This is a genomic window from Bacillus sp. GW823-FHT06A10 (assembly GCF_058795375.1).
Genome location: NZ_JBXAHT010000002.1, coordinates 988,973 through 1,005,400 on the forward strand (window position 1 = coordinate 988,973; position 16,428 = coordinate 1,005,400).

The window sequence follows — 16,428 nt, forward strand, 5'->3', positions numbered from 1 at the left end:
AATGAACGAGGGGTTGGAGTCATGAAAAACATTAGTTTATTAGGTGCAAGCGGATCAATTGGTACACAAACTTTAGATGTATTACGCTCGCACCCAGACCAATTCCGTCTCGTTGCTTTTTCTGTAGGGAAAAATATTGACTACGCAGTAAAGGTAATTCAAGAATTTTCTCCGCAAATCGTCTCTGTGCAAAGAGAGGAAGATGTTTTAAAATTACAAACTGTTTCTGGTAATACAAAAATTGTATATGGTAGTGAAGGACTTTTAGAAGTAGCATTACATCCAGATGCGGAGATTGTAGTAAATGCTGTTGTAGGTAGCGTAGGGTTGTTACCGACACTTCGTGCGATTGAGGCGAAAAAAACAATTGGAATTGCAAATAAAGAAACGTTAGTAACTGCAGGACATCTTGTAATGGAAGCAGCGCGAAAACATAATGTTTCGTTACTTCCAGTAGATAGTGAACATTCGGCTATTTTTCAATGCTTGAATGGTGAAAATGAAAAAAGAATTTCTCGTCTTATTATAACGGCTTCTGGTGGAAGTTTCCGTGATAAAACGAGAGATGAATTGCATCATGTGACCGTAGAAGATGCGCTTCGACATCCAAACTGGTCAATGGGTTCGAAAATTACAATTGATTCTGCTACAATGATGAATAAGGGACTAGAAGTAATTGAAGCACATTGGCTTTTTGGTATCCCTTATGAGCAAATCGATGTTGTTTTACATAAAGAAAGTATTATCCATTCTATGGTTGAATTTGAAGATCGTAGTGTAATGGCGCAGCTTGGTTCACCTGATATGCGAGTACCAATTCAATACGCACTTACATATCCTGATAGATTGCCTCTTTCAGAAACAAAACAGTTAAACTTATGGGAAATAGGGACGTTGCATTTTGAGAAAATGGACCAAGAACGATTCCGTTGTTTACGTTTTGCGTATGAAGCTGGAAAAGCTGGTGGAAGTATGCCAGCTGTAATGAACGCAGCGAATGAAGTAGCTGTTGAAGCTTTTTTACAAAAGAGAATTGGTTTCTTAACAGTGGAAGACCTCATTGAAAAAGCAATGAACCATCACAATGTCATTGCACGTCCGAGCTTAGAGGAAATTCTGGAAATTGATGCAGCCACAAGACGGTTTGTGATGGAACAAATTTAGCAAAGGTGGTTATGGAATTGAATACAGCGATTGCCTTTATATTAATTTTCGGTGCACTCGTATTTTTCCATGAGCTAGGGCATCTATACTTCGCGAAAAGAGCAGGCATTTTATGCCGCGAGTTTGCGATTGGTTTTGGTCCGAAAATATTCTCATTTGAAAAGAATGAAACGGTGTATACGATTCGATTACTGCCTCTGGGTGGCTATGTAAGAATGGCTGGCGAGGATGCAGACACAGTTGAGTTAAAGCCAGGGAAAAAGGTTGGCCTTGTGCTAAATGAAAAAGACGAAGCTGTGAAATTAGTTTTTGATGGATATGAAAAATATCCAAATGTTCGTGTTATTGAAGTCGAACAAGCTGATTTAGAGCATAATCTAACGATTTCAGGCTATGAAGAGTATGAGGAAGAGCTTCAAACATTCCGAGTGAATGAAAAGGCTCGCATCATTACTGCTGGAGAAGAAATTCAAATTGCTCCATATAACAGGCAATTTGGCTCTAAAAAATTGGGTCAACGCGCTTTAACAATCTTTGCGGGTCCTGCAATGAACTTCATTTTAGCATTTGTTATTTTTGTGATTCTTGGATTTGTACAAGGGGTTCCTATTGACAAACCAATGGTCGGAAAAGTGATGGATAATAGTGCAGCACAGCAAGCTGGCCTGAAAGAGAATGATACAATTAAAGCGATTGATGGGAAAAACACAAGTACATGGAAAGATGTTGTTACTATTGTACGTGAAAACCCGAATAAAGAAATTACGTTACAAGTAAAGCGTGATAATGAACAGTTTAATGTGAAAGTAACGCCAACACTTGATAAAGAAGGAAAAGACGAAGTTGGTAGAATTGGTGTTTATTCTCCTGTAGAGAAAACAGTAATGGGTTCTATTAAATCAGGATTTGAACAAACGTACCAATGGACGAAACTAATTTTTGAATCTCTTGTGAAATTAGTAACTGGTCAATTTTCTATTAATGAGTTGTCAGGTCCAGTAGGAATTTATAATCTAACAGATCAAGTTGTAGATTATGGATTTACGCGTGTACTAAGTTTAGCGGCAGTTCTAAGCATTAATCTTGGTTTATTTAATTTATTACCAGTTCCTGCTTTAGATGGTGGCCGTTTATTCTTCTTCTTAATTGAAGCGTTACGAGGGAAACCAATTGACCGTCAAAAAGAAGGAATGGTTCATTTTATTGGTTTTGCATTATTAATGTTATTAATGTTAGTTGTAACATGGAATGACATTCGTAAGTTTTTCTTGTAAAATAGAATGAAACTAATAATGAAATAGAGCTCGTAGAATAAAATCCCTCACCTAATTCGAGGTGAGGGGTTTTACTGCGTGTAAGAGTAAAATGAAGAGGTGCAAATAAATGAAACAAAGTATGGTATTCAGTCCTACATTACGTGAAGTTCCAGCTGATGCTGAAATTAAGAGTCATCAATTATTACTTCGCGCAGGTTTTATGCGTCAAAATGCTTCTGGTATTTATAGTTTTCTACCATTTGGATTAAAAGTATTACACAAAGTAGAACGTATCGTTCGAGAAGAAATGGAGCGTGCAGGAGCTGTAGAATTATTAATGCCAGCTATGCAAGCTGCAGAATTATGGCAAGAATCAGGTCGTTGGTATTCATACGGATCTGAATTAATGCGTATGAAAGATCGTAACGCTCGTGAATTCGCATTAGGAGCGACACATGAGGAAGTAATTACGGATCTTGTGCGTGATGAAGTGAAATCATATAAAAAATTACCGTTAACATTATACCAAATTCAAACAAAATTCCGTGATGAGCAAAGACCTCGTTTCGGTTTATTACGTGGAAGAGAGTTTCTAATGAAAGATGCATACTCTTTCCATGCTACACAAGAGAGCTTAGATGAAGTATACGATCGCTTATATAAAGCATACTCTAACATTTTTGCTCGTTGTGGCTTGAATTTCCGTGCAGTTATTGCTGATTCTGGAGCAATGGGCGGAAAAGATACACATGAATTTATGGTATTATCTGATGTTGGTGAAGATACAATTGCATACTCTGACACATCTGATTATGCAGCAAACATCGAAATGGCTCCTGTTGTAGATACGTATACGAAGAGTGACGAAGCAGAAAAAGCTCTTGAAAAAGTAGCAACACCAGACCAAAAAGCAATTGAAGAAGTATCTGCATTCTTAAACATTGCAGCTGACAAGTGCATTAAGTCTATGGTATTTAAAGTAGATGAGAAATTAGTAGTTGTACTTGTTCGTGGTGATCACGAAGTAAACGATGTGAAAGTGAAAAATGTATACGGCGCTTCAGTTGTTGAGCTTGCTTCTCATGAAGAAGTAAAAGAATTATTAAATTGTGAAATTGGTTCATTAGGGCCGATTGGTGTAACAGGTGATATTGAAATTATTGCTGATCACGCTGTAGCATCAATTGTTAACGGATGTTCAGGAGCGAATGAAGAAGGATTCCATTATGTAAATGTAAATCCAGAACGTGACTTTAAAGTAAGTCAATATACAGATTTACGCTTCATTCAAGAAGGAGACCAATCTCCAGATGGAAACGGAACAATTCTTTTCGCACGCGGAATTGAAGTTGGTCATGTATTCAAATTAGGAACTCGTTATAGTGAAGCAATGAACGCGACATTCCTAGATGAAAACGGAAAAACACAACCACTTATTATGGGTTGTTACGGTATCGGTGTATCTCGTACAGTGGCAGCAATTGCAGAGCAGTTTAACGATGAGAACGGCTTAGTTTGGCCAAAAGCTGTAGCACCATTCCATGTGCATGTAATTCCAGTAAATATGAAATCTGATGCACAACGTGAAATGGGTGAAAATATCTACAACTCATTACAAGAACAAGGCTATGAAGTGTTATTAGACGATCGTGCAGAACGTGCAGGTGTTAAGTTTGCAGATGCAGATTTATTCGGTCTTCCAGTTCGCGTTACAGTTGGTAAAAAAGCAGACGAAGGTATTGTAGAAGTGAAAGTACGTGCTACAGGTGAGTCTGAAGAAGTAAAAGTAGAAGAACTTCAAACATATATTGCAAATATTTTAAAATAAGAAGAGGTACCTCGTAATGGGGTACCTTCTCTTTCTTTGTAAACGTATTTTGTAAAAGAAGAAGTAAGAAATCTTTCTTTGTAGTACGTTTCAATTTATAATAGCAAATGGAAGGAGAGTGCTTATGTCTTTAACAAATGAACAACAAGAGCGATTTCAAATTTTGCTCCAGCAGTTGCAAATACCAGACGACCTTATAAATCAATATTTACAAGGCGGTGGTATTGAAAGGCTCGTTATTGATAAAGCGAATAAAAGTTGGCATTTTGATTTACAAGTGCCACGTATTTTGCCTACAGAATTATATGAATTGCTAGAAACAAAGCTTAAGCAATCATTTTCTCATATTGCAAGAACAACATTTGCATTAGAAACAGAGAATAAACAATTTACAGAAGAAGAAGTAAGGGCGTATTGGCCACTTTGTACGGAACGAATTACATTTTCACCCATGTTCGCGTACTTAAAGAAGCAACTTCCGCAGGTGAATGGAGTGAAGTTGTTAATAAATGTAAATAATGAGCTGGAGTCTACTGCTTTAAAGAAAAACGTTGCGAAACCAGTGGGGGATCAATACGAAGCTTTTGGATTCCCGCGTTTCCAGTTAGACACACATATACAGCAAAATGCAGAAGAAATGCAAAAGTTTCGTGAGCAAACGCAGCAAGAAGACCGCGAGCGTGTTATACAAGCTATGGAAGAAATGGCGAAGAAGCAAGCTGAAGAAAGCAGCGTTGTGCATGAAGGACCGATTACACTCGGGTATCTTATTAAGCCGGATGAAGAGATTACACCGATGCGAGAAATTCAAGATGAAGAAAGAAGAAAAACGGTTCAAGGATATGTCTTCCATGTAGAAACAAAAGAGCTTCGTAGTGGGCGTACGTTATTAACTTTAAAAATAACGGATTATACGGATTCTATTATGATCAAAATGTTCTCGCGTGACAAAGAAGATATTCCAATGCTGCAATCCTTGAAAAAAGGAATGTGGGTGAAAGCGCGTGGTTCTGTTCAAAACGATACATTCGTTCGAGATTTAGTAATGATTGCAAATGATATTAATGAAATAACAGGGCCGTCTCGTAAAGATAAAGCGCCAGAAGGCGAAAAGCGTGTAGAACTTCATCTTCACACTCCGATGAGCCAAATGGATGCTGTTACTCCTGTTTCTAGGCTTGTTGCCCAAGCTGGTAAATGGGGACATGAAGCTATTGCGGTTACAGACCATGCTGTGGCTCAGTCGTTCCCGGAGGCATATTCTGCGGGGAAAAAAGCTGGAGTTAAAGTTATATACGGTGTAGAAGCGAATTTAGTTAATGATGGTGTACCGATAGCGTATAACGAGGCGCATCGTTTACTTGCAGAGGAAACGTATGTTGTTTTCGACGTTGAGACGACAGGTTTATCAGCTGTATACGACACAGTCATTGAGTTGGCTGCCGTAAAAGTAAAGGGTGGCGAAATCATTGATCGCTTTGAATCTTTCGCAAATCCACATCAACCATTATCAGCGACGATTATTGAATTAACAGGTATTACAGATGATATGTTAACTGATGCACCAGAAGTGGACGAAGTGTTTAAAAAGTTTGAGGAATGGATGGGGGACCATACACTTGTTGCCCATAATGCAAGCTTTGATATGGGCTTTATTAACGTAGGTTTTAAAAAGGCTGGGTTAGAAAAAACGAATAACCCCGTTATTGATACGTTAGAACTTGCACGATTCTTATTCCCAGAAATGAAAAATCATCGATTAAATACGATGTGTAAAAAACTTGATATTGAATTAACGCAACATCACCGTGCGATTTATGATACAGAAGCGACGGGATATTTACTTGTGAAAATGTTGAAAGATGTAATTGAAAAGGGATTTGAATATCACGATCAATTAAATGATAGCATGGGACAAGGGGATGCGTATAAGCGTGGCCGTCCAAGTCATATGACGTTACTTGCCACATCAGATGTTGGGTTGAAAAATTTATATAAACTTGTTTCATATTCTCACCTTAATTACTTTTACCGTGTACCACGAGTACCGAGGTCACTATTAAAAAAATACCGTGAAGGAATTTTAGTAGGAACGGCTTGTGATAAAGGTGAAGTATTTGAGGCAATGATGCAAAAAGCTCCTGAAGAGGTAGAAGAAATTGCACAGTTCTATGATTACATTGAAGTAATGCCTCCAGAGGTGTTGCGTCATTTAGTAGAGCGTGAACTCGTTCGAGATGAAGGACAATTAAAAACAATTATCTCTAACTTAGTAAAACTAGGTGAGACGTTAGATAAACCAGTTGTCGCTACAGGGAACGTGCATTACTTAGATCCAGAAGATGCAATGTATCGTAAAATTTTAGTTAGTTCACAGGGCGGGGCAAATCCGTTAAATCGACATTCATTACCGCCAGTACATTTCCGTACAACTGATGAAATGCTAGAGTGTTTTTCATTTTTAGGTGAGGACAAAGCGAAAGAAGTTGTTGTAACGAATACACAAAAAGTTGCGTCATTAATTGGTGATGTTCGTCCGGTAAAAGATGATCTATATACACCGAAAATTGAGGGTGCCGATGATGAAACACGTGATATGAGTTATAAAATGGCACGCAGTATATATGGTGAAGAACTACCAGAAATTGTAGAGGCTCGCTTAGAAAAAGAATTGAAAAGTATTATTGGACATGGATTTGCCGTTATTTATTTAATCTCACATAAGCTTGTGAAAAAATCGTTAGTCGACGGATATCTAGTAGGTTCGCGTGGTTCAGTAGGTTCATCGTTCGTTGCAACGATGATGGAAATTACAGAAGTAAACCCATTACCACCACACTATGTCTGTCCAAAATGCAAGCAATCTGAATTCTTTAATGATGGTTCGGTAGGCTCTGGTTTCGACTTACCAGATAAAGATTGTCCGACATGTAATGTGGCATATGTAAAAGATGGACATGATATCCCATTCGAAACGTTCCTTGGATTCAAAGGAGATAAGGTACCCGATATCGATTTGAACTTCTCCGGGGAATACCAACCACGTGCCCATAACTATACGAAAGTACTGTTCGGTGAAGATTATGTATACCGTGCTGGAACGATTGGTACAGTTGCGGAAAAAACAGCTTATGGATATGTAAAAGGTTATGCAAATGATCACAATTTAACAATTCGGAATGCAGAGATTGACCGCTTAGTAGCGGGATGTACAGGGGTAAAACGTACAACTGGACAGCATCCAGGTGGTATTATCGTTGTGCCAGATTACATGGATATCTTTGATTTCTCCCCAATACAGTTTCCTGCTGATTCAATTGGTGCTGAGTGGAGAACAACGCATTTTGACTTCCACTCGATTCATGATAATTTATTGAAACTTGATATACTAGGACACGATGATCCGACCGTTATTCGTATGTTACAAGATTTAAGTGGTATTGATCCGAAAACAATCCCGACGGATGATCCAGAGGTAATGAAAATTTTCTCTGGTCCAGAAACGTTAGGGGTAACGGAAGAACAAATTAACTGTAAAACAGGTACACTTGGTATCCCAGAATTCGGTACGAAATTCGTAAGACAAATGTTAGAAGAGACAAAACCAACGACATTCTCAGAATTGGTCCAAATTTCTGGGCTGTCACATGGTACTGACGTATGGCTGGGTAATGCAAATGAGTTAATTTATAACGGTACATGTACGCTGAGTGAAGTTATCGGTTGTCGTGATGACATCATGGTATATTTAATCTATCAAGGTTTAGATCCATCATTAGCCTTCAAAATCATGGAGTCGGTTCGTAAAGGTAAAGGTGTACCGGAAGAATGGGAAGATGACATGAAAGGTAATAATGTACCAGGTTGGTATATTGATTCATGTAAGAAGATTAAATATATGTTCCCTAAAGCCCATGCGGCTGCTTACGTACTTATGGCTGTGCGTATCGCATACTTTAAAGTACATTTTGCACTTTTATTCTATGCGGCATATTTTACAGTCCGTGCAGATGATTTTGATGTAGAGGCGATGGCGAAAGGTTCAGCATCCATACGTGTGAAAATTGATGAAATAGCTCAAAAAGGATTGGATGCAGCGCCGAAAGAGAAAAGTTTATTAACGGTACTAGAAATGACGCTTGAAATGTGCGAGCGTGGATACTCATTCCAAAAGGTTGATTTATACCGTTCGCATGCAACGGAATTTATTATTGATGGAGACTCATTAATCCCTCCGTTTAATGCAGTGCCTGGTCTTGGTACGAACGCAGCCTTAAGTATTGTGGAAGCGCGCAAAAATGGAGACTTCTTATCAAAAGAAGACTTACAGCAACGAAGTAAGGTTTCGAAAACAATTATTGAGTATTTAGATAGCCAAGGTTGTTTAGGAGATTTGCCGGATCAAAACCAATTATCACTGTTCTAATAGGAAGGAAAAGTCTTTGCAAATCAATATTTGCTATGGTATACTATAAACCGAGATAACCATGTCATGTATATTTTGTGAAAAAGAGAGTGGGGAAACCCACTCTTTCGTGTTACTATCTACATTTTATTCATGTAGATAGTAAAGACATTTCTGTCGTATATACATATTTTGTTACAAGTTTTACTTCTTAAATTTGGTAATACTAAGACAGATATTCCCTGCTTAACGGCAGGGGCTTTTGTTAGCTAACGAGAAAGAATAAGATAGACCGTCTTTATGAACGGGATCTTTTCTTGTAAATGGTACATGGCGGCAGGAAGGAGGCTGTTTATGGATAAGAAAGTCACAGAAGTTGTAGAAGCATTTGCGCAGCCAATCGTTGAAGAGTTAAATCTTGAACTTGTAGATGTAGAGTATGTGAAAGAAGGACAAGACTGGTTCTTACGCGTATTCATCGATTCTGAAAAGGGAGTCGACATTGAAGAATGCGGTGCGGTAAGTGAACGTTTAAGCGAAGCTTTAGATAAAGAGGATCCAATTCCTCACCTTTACTTTTTGGATGTATCATCTCCTGGAGCAGAACGCCCATTAAAGAAAGAGAAAGACTTCCAGCAAGCGGTAGGAAAACAAGTGGCAATTAAAACATATGAGCCGATTGATGGCGAAAAGATGTTTGAAGGAAAGTTACTTTCCTACGACGGTACTACAATTACACTACTATTAACAATTAAAACACGTAAAAAAGAAATCCAAATTCCAATGGATAAAGTTGCAAATGCGCGACTTGCTGTTACGTTTTAGTAAGAAGGGGGATCTTCATGAGCACTGAGTTGTTAGATGCTTTGCTCGTATTAGAGTCAGAAAAAGGTATTAGTAAAGATATTATTATTGATGCGATTGAAGCAGCGTTAATCTCTGCTTATAAACGCAATTTTAACCAAGCACAAAACGTTCGTGTGAGCTTTAACCCAGAAGTGGGAACAATTCAAGTTTTAGCACGTAAGGACGTTGTTGATAATGTGTTTGATCCACGTCTTGAAATCTCTGTAGAAGAGGCAAGACAAATTAATCCAAACTACCAAGATGGCGACGTACTAGAAATTGAAGTAACGCCAAAAGATTTTGGTCGTATTGCAGCGCAAACTGCAAAACAAGTTGTAACACAACGAGTTCGTGAAGCAGAACGTGGTGTTATTTACTCAGAATTTAGTGATCGTGAAGAAGACATTATGGTTGGTATTGTACAACGCCAAGATGCTCGTTTCATCTACGTAAGCTTAGGTAAAGTAGAAGCTTTATTACCTGTAAGTGAGCAAATGCCAAATGAGCAATATAAGCCACATGATCGTATTCGCGTATTTATTACAAAAGTAGAAAAGACAACAAAAGGACCACAAATTTACGTATCACGTACACATCCTGGTCTTTTAAAACGTTTATTCGAAATGGAAGTTCCAGAAATTTATGATGGAACTGTAGAAATTCGCTCTGTAGCGCGCGAAGCAGGAGATCGTTCTAAAATCTCTGTGCATGCAGAAAACATTGATGTTGATCCAGTTGGTTCTTGCGTAGGACCGAAAGGACAACGTGTACAACGTGTTGTAGATGAACTAAAAGGTGAAAAGATTGACATCGTTCGCTGGTCAAATGATCCAGTTGAATATGTTGCAAATGCTTTAAGCCCATCACAAGTTGTTAAAGTACTTGTAGATGAAGATGAAAAAGCAACAACTGTTGTTGTTCCAGACCACCAGCTATCATTAGCTATCGGTAAGCGTGGACAAAATGCGCGTCTTGCAGCTAAATTAACAGGCTGGAAAATTGATATTAAAAGTGAGTCTGATGCGAAACAACTTGGAATTGTAACAGAAGAAGATAGCGTAATCGCATTCGGATTCGATTCAGTTGAAGACGAAATCGAATAGAGGTGATGAGTATGAGCAATCGAAAAGTTCCGTTACGAAAATGTATCGCGACGCAAGAGATGAAATCAAAACGAGAGCTCGTTCGCATTGTTCGTTCCAAAGAGGGCGAAGTGTCTATTGATTTATCTGGAAAAAAATCAGGACGAGGTGCATATTTGTCAAAAGATAAAGAATGCATTATGCAAGCCCAAAAGAAAAACATTTTGGAACATCATCTAAAAGCGAAAATCGACAGTTCTCTGTACGAAGAGCTTCTTGAGCTTGTTGAGAAGGAGTCGAAATAAGTGTCCGATTGGAAATCGTTTTTAGGACTAGCAAATCGCGCTCGAAAAATCATTTCGGGTGAAGAACTCGTTTTAAAAGAAGTACGATGTGGTAAAGCAAAGCTCGTATTGCTTTCTGAAGATGCGTCAGCGAACACTACTAAACGTATCACTGATAAAACGACGTACTACAACGTACCAATGAAAAAAGTCGAAAATCGACAACAATTAGGGCATGCGATTGGGAGAGACGAGCGAGTCGTTGTAGCTGTGTTAGATGAAGGCTTTGCGAAAAAGCTACGTAGCATGCTCGATACAAATTACCGGGGGTGAAGGTATGAGTAAAATTCGAGTACATGAATATGCAAAAAAAAATAATATCTCAAGTAAAGATCTTATGACAAAACTTAAAGAGATGAATATCGAGGTTTCGAATCATATGACAATGTTAGAAGATGAAGTAGTAAATAAATTAGATAATGAATATAACACTGGAGCGGAAAAACCTTCTGTTGCAGATGAGTTTGAAGTAGAAGAGAAAGTTGTTCGCAGTAAAAAGAACAGCAATAAGAAAAAGAAAAAAGGCAAAGGAAATGAAGACAAACGTCAAGATAACTTTGCTGGAAGACAACAAACGCAAATAGTAGAAACACCAGATAAAATTACTTTCTCTGGAAGCCTTACAGTAGGTGAACTTGCTAAAAAGTTAAGTAAAGAGCCATCTGAAATTATTAAAAAGCTCTTCATGCTTGGAATTATGGCAACAATTAACCAAGACTTGGATAAAGATACAATTGAGTTAATTGCTACTGATTACGGTATTGAAGTAGAAGAAGAAGTAGTTGTAAGTGAAACTGAGTTTGAAACATTCATTGATGAGCAAGATGATGAAGAAAACTTAAAAGAGCGTCCAGCTGTTGTTACGATTATGGGGCACGTTGACCATGGTAAAACAACATTACTTGACTCAATTCGTAATTCAAAAGTAACTGCTGGCGAAGCGGGTGGAATTACTCAGCATATTGGTGCATACCAAGTTGAAGTAAATGATAAGAAAATTACATTCTTAGATACGCCTGGTCACGCGGCATTTACAACGATGCGTGCTCGTGGTGCGCAAGTAACTGATATTACAATCCTTGTTGTTGCAGCTGATGACGGTGTTATGCCTCAAACAGTTGAAGCGATTAGCCATGCAAAAGCAGCTGGAGTACCAATTATTGTTGCTGTGAATAAAATGGATAAACCAGCGGCGAATCCTGATCGTGTAATGCAAGAATTAACAGAATATGAATTAGTTCCAGAAGCTTGGGGCGGAGATACAATTTTCGTACCAATTTCTGCAATCCAAGGCGAGGGAATTGACAACTTGCTAGAGATGATTCTTCTTGTAAGTGAAGTAGAAGAATATAAAGCAAACCCAAATCGTTATGCAACGGGTACTGTAATTGAAGCACAGCTTGATAAAGGTAAAGGAACTATCGCGACATTATTAGTTCAAAACGGTACACTTCGAGTTGGAGATCCAATCGTTGTTGGAACTTCATTCGGGCGTGTTCGTGCAATGGTAAGTGATATTGGTCGTCGTGTAAAAGTTGCTGGTCCATCAACTCCTGTTGAAATTACAGGTTTAAATGAAGTACCACAAGCTGGAGATCGTTTCATGGCATTCGCTGATGAGAAGAAAGCTCGTCAAATCGGTGAATCACGTGCACAAGAAGCGTTAGTTGCACAACGTGGTGAGAAATCTAAATTAAGCCTTGAAGATTTATTCCAACAAATCCAAGAGAGCGATGTAAAAGAAATCAACTTAATCGTAAAAGCAGACGTACAAGGTTCTGTTGAAGCGATGGCAGCGTCACTTCGTAAAATTGATGTTGAAGGCGTAAAAGTTAAAATCATTCACACTGGTGTAGGTGCGATTACAGAATCTGATATCATTTTAGCTTCTGCATCTAATGCAATTGTAATTGGATTTAACGTACGTCCGGATGTGAACGCGAAGCGTACAGCTGAATTAGAGAACGTTGATGTTCGCTTACACCGCATTATCTACAAAGTAATCGAAGAAATTGAATTAGCAATGCAAGGTATGCTGGATCCAGAATTCGAAGAAAAAGTAATCGGTCAAGCGGAAGTTCGTCAAACATTCAAGGTAACAAAAGTTGGAACAATCGCAGGTTGTTACGTAATTGACGGTAAAATTACACGCGATAGTGGCGTTCGTATTATCCGCGATGGTATCGTAATTTTCGAAGGACAACTTGATACGTTAAAACGTTTCAAAGACGACGTAAAAGAAGTTGCACAAAACTATGAGTGTGGTATTACAATTGAAAGATATAATGACCTTAAAGAAGGGGACATCATTGAAGCATACGTTATGGAAGAAGTGAAGCGATGATTGTCGCTTCACTCTCATTCGAGTGTATGATTTACGATGTGCATTCTTTAAAAGAGAAACGGGCAATTTTGCAACGAGTGCTAACTCGTGTGAAACAGCGCTATAATGTAGCTGTTTCTGAAGTTGGGCATCAAGATGTATGGCAACGTACAGAAATTGCGGTTGTTTCCGTATCCTCAAATCGTGTTATCTGTGAAAAAGAAATGAATCGTGTACTGGAGTACATCGATTCATTTCCTGAAATTGAACGTACGATAACACAATTGGAATGGTATTGAATGAGGTGAAGAGTTATGAAATTACGTGCAAACCGTGTAGGCGAGCAAATGAAAAAAGAATTAGGCGACATCATTAGTCGTAAAATTAAAGACCCACGTATCGGATTTGTTACAGTAACAGATGTACAAGTGAGTGGTGATTTGCAAATTGCCAAAGTATATATTTCTGTTTTAGGTGACGAAGAACAGAAAGAAAATACGTTAAAAGGTTTAGCGAAGGCAAAAGGCTTTATTCGTTCAGAAATTGGCCAACGTATTCGTCTTCGTAAAACACCGGAAATTACCTTTGAGTTTGATGAGTCTATCGGATATGGTCATCGAATTGATACACTTTTACATGAAATTAATAAAGACGGTAAACGTGAAGAATAATGGATAGACATTTGTCTATCCATTTTTTCAATGCAAAATAAGTTTTGGATATTTACTACGAAAGAATTATGATGAGGTGAACATATATGGAAGGTGTAGTATTATTACATAAGCCAAAAGGCATGACATCACATGATTGTGTATTTAAATTAAGAAAGATATTGCGAGAAAAGAGAATTGGTCATACGGGAACATTAGACCCAGATGTAACGGGAGTATTGCCACTTTGTGTGGGGAGAGCAACGAAGATTGCACAATTTTTAACAAGTGAAACGAAAACATATGAAGGTGAAGTAACATTAGGGTTTTCAACAACAACAGAAGATGCTTCTGGTGAAGTTGTGGAGAAACAAGATGTAAACCGTGTTATTACACGTAAAGAAGTAGAAGAGGTACTAGCGGAATTAACAGGCACGATTGAACAAATGCCACCAATGTTCTCAGCTGTAAAAGTAAACGGGAAAAAATTATATGAATATGCAAGAGCAGGACAAGAGGTGGAACGTCCAGTTCGTACAATTACGATTCATGAATTCGTATTACTTGATGACCGTGAAGTTTTTGAAGGAGAAAATATTTCATTCCGTTTCCGTGTAACGTGTAGTAAAGGAACATATGTAAGAACGTTAGCGGTAATGATCGGGGAGAAACTTGGTTTCCCATCACATATGTCTCACCTTGTAAGAACGGCATCTGGTGAATTTTTATTAGAAGATTGCATATCATTTGAAGAAATTGAAGAAAACGTGCAAAATGGAACAGTAGAGTCTATCTTCATTTCAATTGATGAAGCATTAAGTAAGTTTCCAAAAATGGTTGTAGATGAAAAGCAAGCAGAGAAAATCAAGAATGGTATGTTCTTAAAGAATGAATTAGAAATAACAGCACCATTTATTACAGTGTTTGATAAAAATGATCGTTGCTTAGCAATTTATGAACATCATCCGAAACATCCTGGCATGTTAAAGCCGATGAAAGTACTTGTGAATAATCAAGAACTAAAGCTATAATGAATTATTGGAAGGATTATTACAGAAAAAGGTGAATTCAAGCGTGAAACTTATTCATTTAACTCATCCACATGAACAAAATAAATTAGAATTACCACCTACTGTAATGGCATTAGGATTTTTTGATGGCATTCATTTAGGACATCAATGTGTAATTCGAACTGCGAAAAAAATAGCGGACGACCGAGGATATAAAAGTGCAGTTATGACATTTCATCCTCATCCATCTGTTGTTTTAGGGAAAAAGGATGCGCATGTGGAGTATATTACACCAATGCGTGATAAAGAAAAAATAGTCGAAAGCTTAGGAATCGATATATTATATGTGATTAAATTTGATGAATCATTTGCAGGGTTATTACCACAACAATTTGTAGATGATTATATTATTGGTTTAAATGTAAAGCATGTAGTAGCAGGGTTTGATTATTCATATGGACGTTTAGGAAAAGGAAAGATGGAGACTTTACCATTTCATGCAAGAGGGGAGTTTACACAGACTGTGATTGAAAAAGTTGAATTTCAAGAAGAGAAAGTAAGTTCTACAGCATTACGAAAGTTAATTCGAAATGGCGAAATGGAACAAATTCCATCTATTTTAGGTAGAGCCTATACTGTAACGGGAACAGTTATACACGGCGACAAACGTGGGCGTCAAATTGGTTTTCCAACAGCTAATGTAGGTTTAAGTGATGAGTATTTATTGCCACCTGTAGGTGTTTATGCAGTGAGATTAAAAGTTCACGATGAATGGTACGATGGTGTATGTAATATTGGATATAAACCGACTTTTAAAGAAGATGGGCGCCAATTATCAATTGAAGTGCACTTATTTGAATTTAACAAAGATATATACGATCAAAATGTTACAGTAGAGTGGCATATGCGTATAAGAGAAGAGAAGAAATTCAATGGCATTGATGAGTTAGTTGAACAAATCGCAAAAGATAAGAAAACAGCACAAGAATATTTTGCGAGCGAAAAGAATATACTTGCTTTTTCAAATGAAAAGTAGTATTCTATGTTATGTACTTTATGACAACCATTGCTTGGCATTGCGACTCACCGACGCTTGCTAGGTAATTGGGGGTTTAATTAATAGGAGGTGAAATAGGATGGCTTTAACACAAGAGCGTAAAAATGAAATCATTGCACAATTTAGAACTCATGAGACTGATACTGGTTCTCCAGAGGTTCAAATTGCTGTCCTAACGGAGCAAATTAACACTCTAAACGAGCACTTACGTACTCACAAGAAAGATCATCATTCACGTCGTGGTCTATTAAAGATGGTTGGTAAACGTCGTAATTTACTAACTTACCTTCGTAATAGCGATATCACACGTTACCGTGAATTAATCACAAAGCTTGGCTTACGTCGATAGTCAAAGAAGCGGGAATATTCCCGCTTTTTTGTTAGGTAAAAATATATCTTCTACGCTTTATAGCTTACTTAATTTTAGGCAATACTAGAGGTAGAATATTGTGATATACTATCC

Annotated in this window: 14 protein-coding genes; all 14 read left to right on the forward strand. The window is 37.8% G+C overall.

What is annotated here, in order from left to right; genetic code table 11:
• Window positions 1-21: 21 nt before the first annotated feature.
• The 14 genes from dxr (at window position 22) to rpsO (ending at window position 16,314) form a co-directional block, all read left to right on the forward strand.
• The gene (gene dxr, locus AC1Q8M_RS20040) at window positions 22-1,164 is read left to right on the forward strand and encodes a 1-deoxy-D-xylulose-5-phosphate reductoisomerase (RefSeq protein ID WP_000790380.1); all 1,143 of its coding nucleotides are present in this window, start codon (window positions 22-24) and stop codon (window positions 1,162-1,164) included.
• Between the two features lie 17 nt (window positions 1,165-1,181).
• Entirely contained in the window at window positions 1,182-2,438 is a 1,257-nt protein-coding gene (rseP, locus tag AC1Q8M_RS20045) for an RIP metalloprotease RseP (protein ID WP_141532449.1), read from the forward strand.
• A gap of 109 nt (window positions 2,439-2,547) precedes the next feature.
• Entirely contained in the window at window positions 2,548-4,248 is a 1,701-nt protein-coding gene (locus tag AC1Q8M_RS20050) for a proline--tRNA ligase (protein WP_016080534.1), read from the forward strand.
• A gap of 124 nt (window positions 4,249-4,372) precedes the next feature.
• Window positions 4,373-8,674 carry a PolC-type DNA polymerase III gene (locus AC1Q8M_RS20055; protein ID WP_053563760.1) on the forward strand — a complete coding sequence of 1,434 codons (4,302 nt, stop codon included), beginning with the start codon at window positions 4,373-4,375 and terminating at the stop codon, window positions 8,672-8,674.
• A 333-nt stretch (window positions 8,675-9,007) separates the two neighbouring features.
• Complete coding sequence (rimP, locus tag AC1Q8M_RS20060) at window positions 9,008-9,478, forward strand: ribosome maturation factor RimP (protein WP_000359095.1); 471 nt, start codon at window positions 9,008-9,010, stop codon at window positions 9,476-9,478.
• Between the two features lie 17 nt (window positions 9,479-9,495).
• A complete protein-coding gene (gene nusA, locus AC1Q8M_RS20065; protein WP_000102598.1) occupies window positions 9,496-10,602 on the forward strand; it encodes a transcription termination factor NusA in 1,107 nt (368 codons plus the stop codon).
• Window positions 10,603-10,613: 11 nt separating this feature from the next.
• Complete coding sequence (rnpM, locus tag AC1Q8M_RS20070; protein WP_000071125.1) at window positions 10,614-10,886, forward strand: RNase P modulator RnpM; 273 nt, start codon at window positions 10,614-10,616, stop codon at window positions 10,884-10,886.
• Window positions 10,887-11,198, forward strand: a complete 312-nt coding sequence (locus AC1Q8M_RS20075) for a YlxQ family RNA-binding protein (protein ID WP_098855700.1) — start codon at window positions 10,887-10,889, stop codon at window positions 11,196-11,198.
• A gap of 4 nt (window positions 11,199-11,202) precedes the next feature.
• On the forward strand, window positions 11,203-13,269 hold the full coding sequence (gene infB, locus AC1Q8M_RS20080) for a translation initiation factor IF-2 (protein WP_000036347.1): 2,067 nt from the start codon (window positions 11,203-11,205) through the stop codon (window positions 13,267-13,269).
• Window positions 13,266-13,547: a DUF503 domain-containing protein gene (locus AC1Q8M_RS20085; protein WP_000634350.1), complete on the forward strand. Its 282-nt coding sequence runs from the start codon at window positions 13,266-13,268 to the stop codon at window positions 13,545-13,547. The genes infB and AC1Q8M_RS20085 overlap by 4 nt, the downstream gene beginning before the upstream one ends.
• Before the next feature lie 15 nt (window positions 13,548-13,562).
• The gene (gene rbfA, locus AC1Q8M_RS20090; RefSeq protein ID WP_000776437.1) at window positions 13,563-13,919 is read left to right on the forward strand and encodes a 30S ribosome-binding factor RbfA; all 357 of its coding nucleotides are present in this window, start codon (window positions 13,563-13,565) and stop codon (window positions 13,917-13,919) included.
• A gap of 86 nt (window positions 13,920-14,005) precedes the next feature.
• The gene (gene truB / locus AC1Q8M_RS20095) at window positions 14,006-14,929 is read left to right on the forward strand and encodes a tRNA pseudouridine(55) synthase TruB (protein WP_000399362.1); all 924 of its coding nucleotides are present in this window, start codon (window positions 14,006-14,008) and stop codon (window positions 14,927-14,929) included.
• Window positions 14,930-14,972: 43 nt separating this feature from the next.
• Window positions 14,973-15,944, forward strand: coding sequence for a bifunctional riboflavin kinase/FAD synthetase (gene ribF / locus AC1Q8M_RS20100; protein WP_000766705.1), 972 nt, complete (start codon window positions 14,973-14,975; stop codon window positions 15,942-15,944).
• Between the two features lie 100 nt (window positions 15,945-16,044).
• The gene (rpsO, locus tag AC1Q8M_RS20105; RefSeq protein ID WP_001229392.1) at window positions 16,045-16,314 is read left to right on the forward strand and encodes a 30S ribosomal protein S15; all 270 of its coding nucleotides are present in this window, start codon (window positions 16,045-16,047) and stop codon (window positions 16,312-16,314) included.
• Window positions 16,315-16,428: the final 114 nt, after the last annotated feature.

Excerpts from the sequence above, each read along its gene's own strand:
- dxr (WP_000790380.1), top strand. The coding sequence starts at position 22 with ATGAAAAACATTAGTTTATTAGGTGCAAGCGGATCAATTGGTACACAA.
- AC1Q8M_RS20050 (WP_016080534.1), top strand. The coding sequence starts at position 2,548 with ATGAAACAAAGTATGGTATTCAGTCCTACATTACGTGAAGTTCCAGCT.
- AC1Q8M_RS20055 (WP_053563760.1), top strand. The coding sequence starts at position 4,373 with ATGTCTTTAACAAATGAACAACAAGAGCGATTTCAAATTTTGCTCCAG.
- rimP (WP_000359095.1), top strand. The coding sequence starts at position 9,008 with ATGGATAAGAAAGTCACAGAAGTTGTAGAAGCATTTGCGCAGCCAATC.
- nusA (WP_000102598.1), top strand. The coding sequence starts at position 9,496 with ATGAGCACTGAGTTGTTAGATGCTTTGCTCGTATTAGAGTCAGAAAAA.
- rnpM (WP_000071125.1), top strand. The coding sequence starts at position 10,614 with ATGAGCAATCGAAAAGTTCCGTTACGAAAATGTATCGCGACGCAAGAG.
- infB (WP_000036347.1), top strand. The coding sequence starts at position 11,203 with ATGAGTAAAATTCGAGTACATGAATATGCAAAAAAAAATAATATCTCA.
- AC1Q8M_RS20085 (WP_000634350.1), top strand. The coding sequence starts at position 13,266 with ATGATTGTCGCTTCACTCTCATTCGAGTGTATGATTTACGATGTGCAT.
- rbfA (WP_000776437.1), top strand. The coding sequence starts at position 13,563 with ATGAAATTACGTGCAAACCGTGTAGGCGAGCAAATGAAAAAAGAATTA.
- truB (WP_000399362.1), top strand. The coding sequence starts at position 14,006 with ATGGAAGGTGTAGTATTATTACATAAGCCAAAAGGCATGACATCACAT.
- rpsO (WP_001229392.1), top strand. The coding sequence starts at position 16,045 with ATGGCTTTAACACAAGAGCGTAAAAATGAAATCATTGCACAATTTAGA.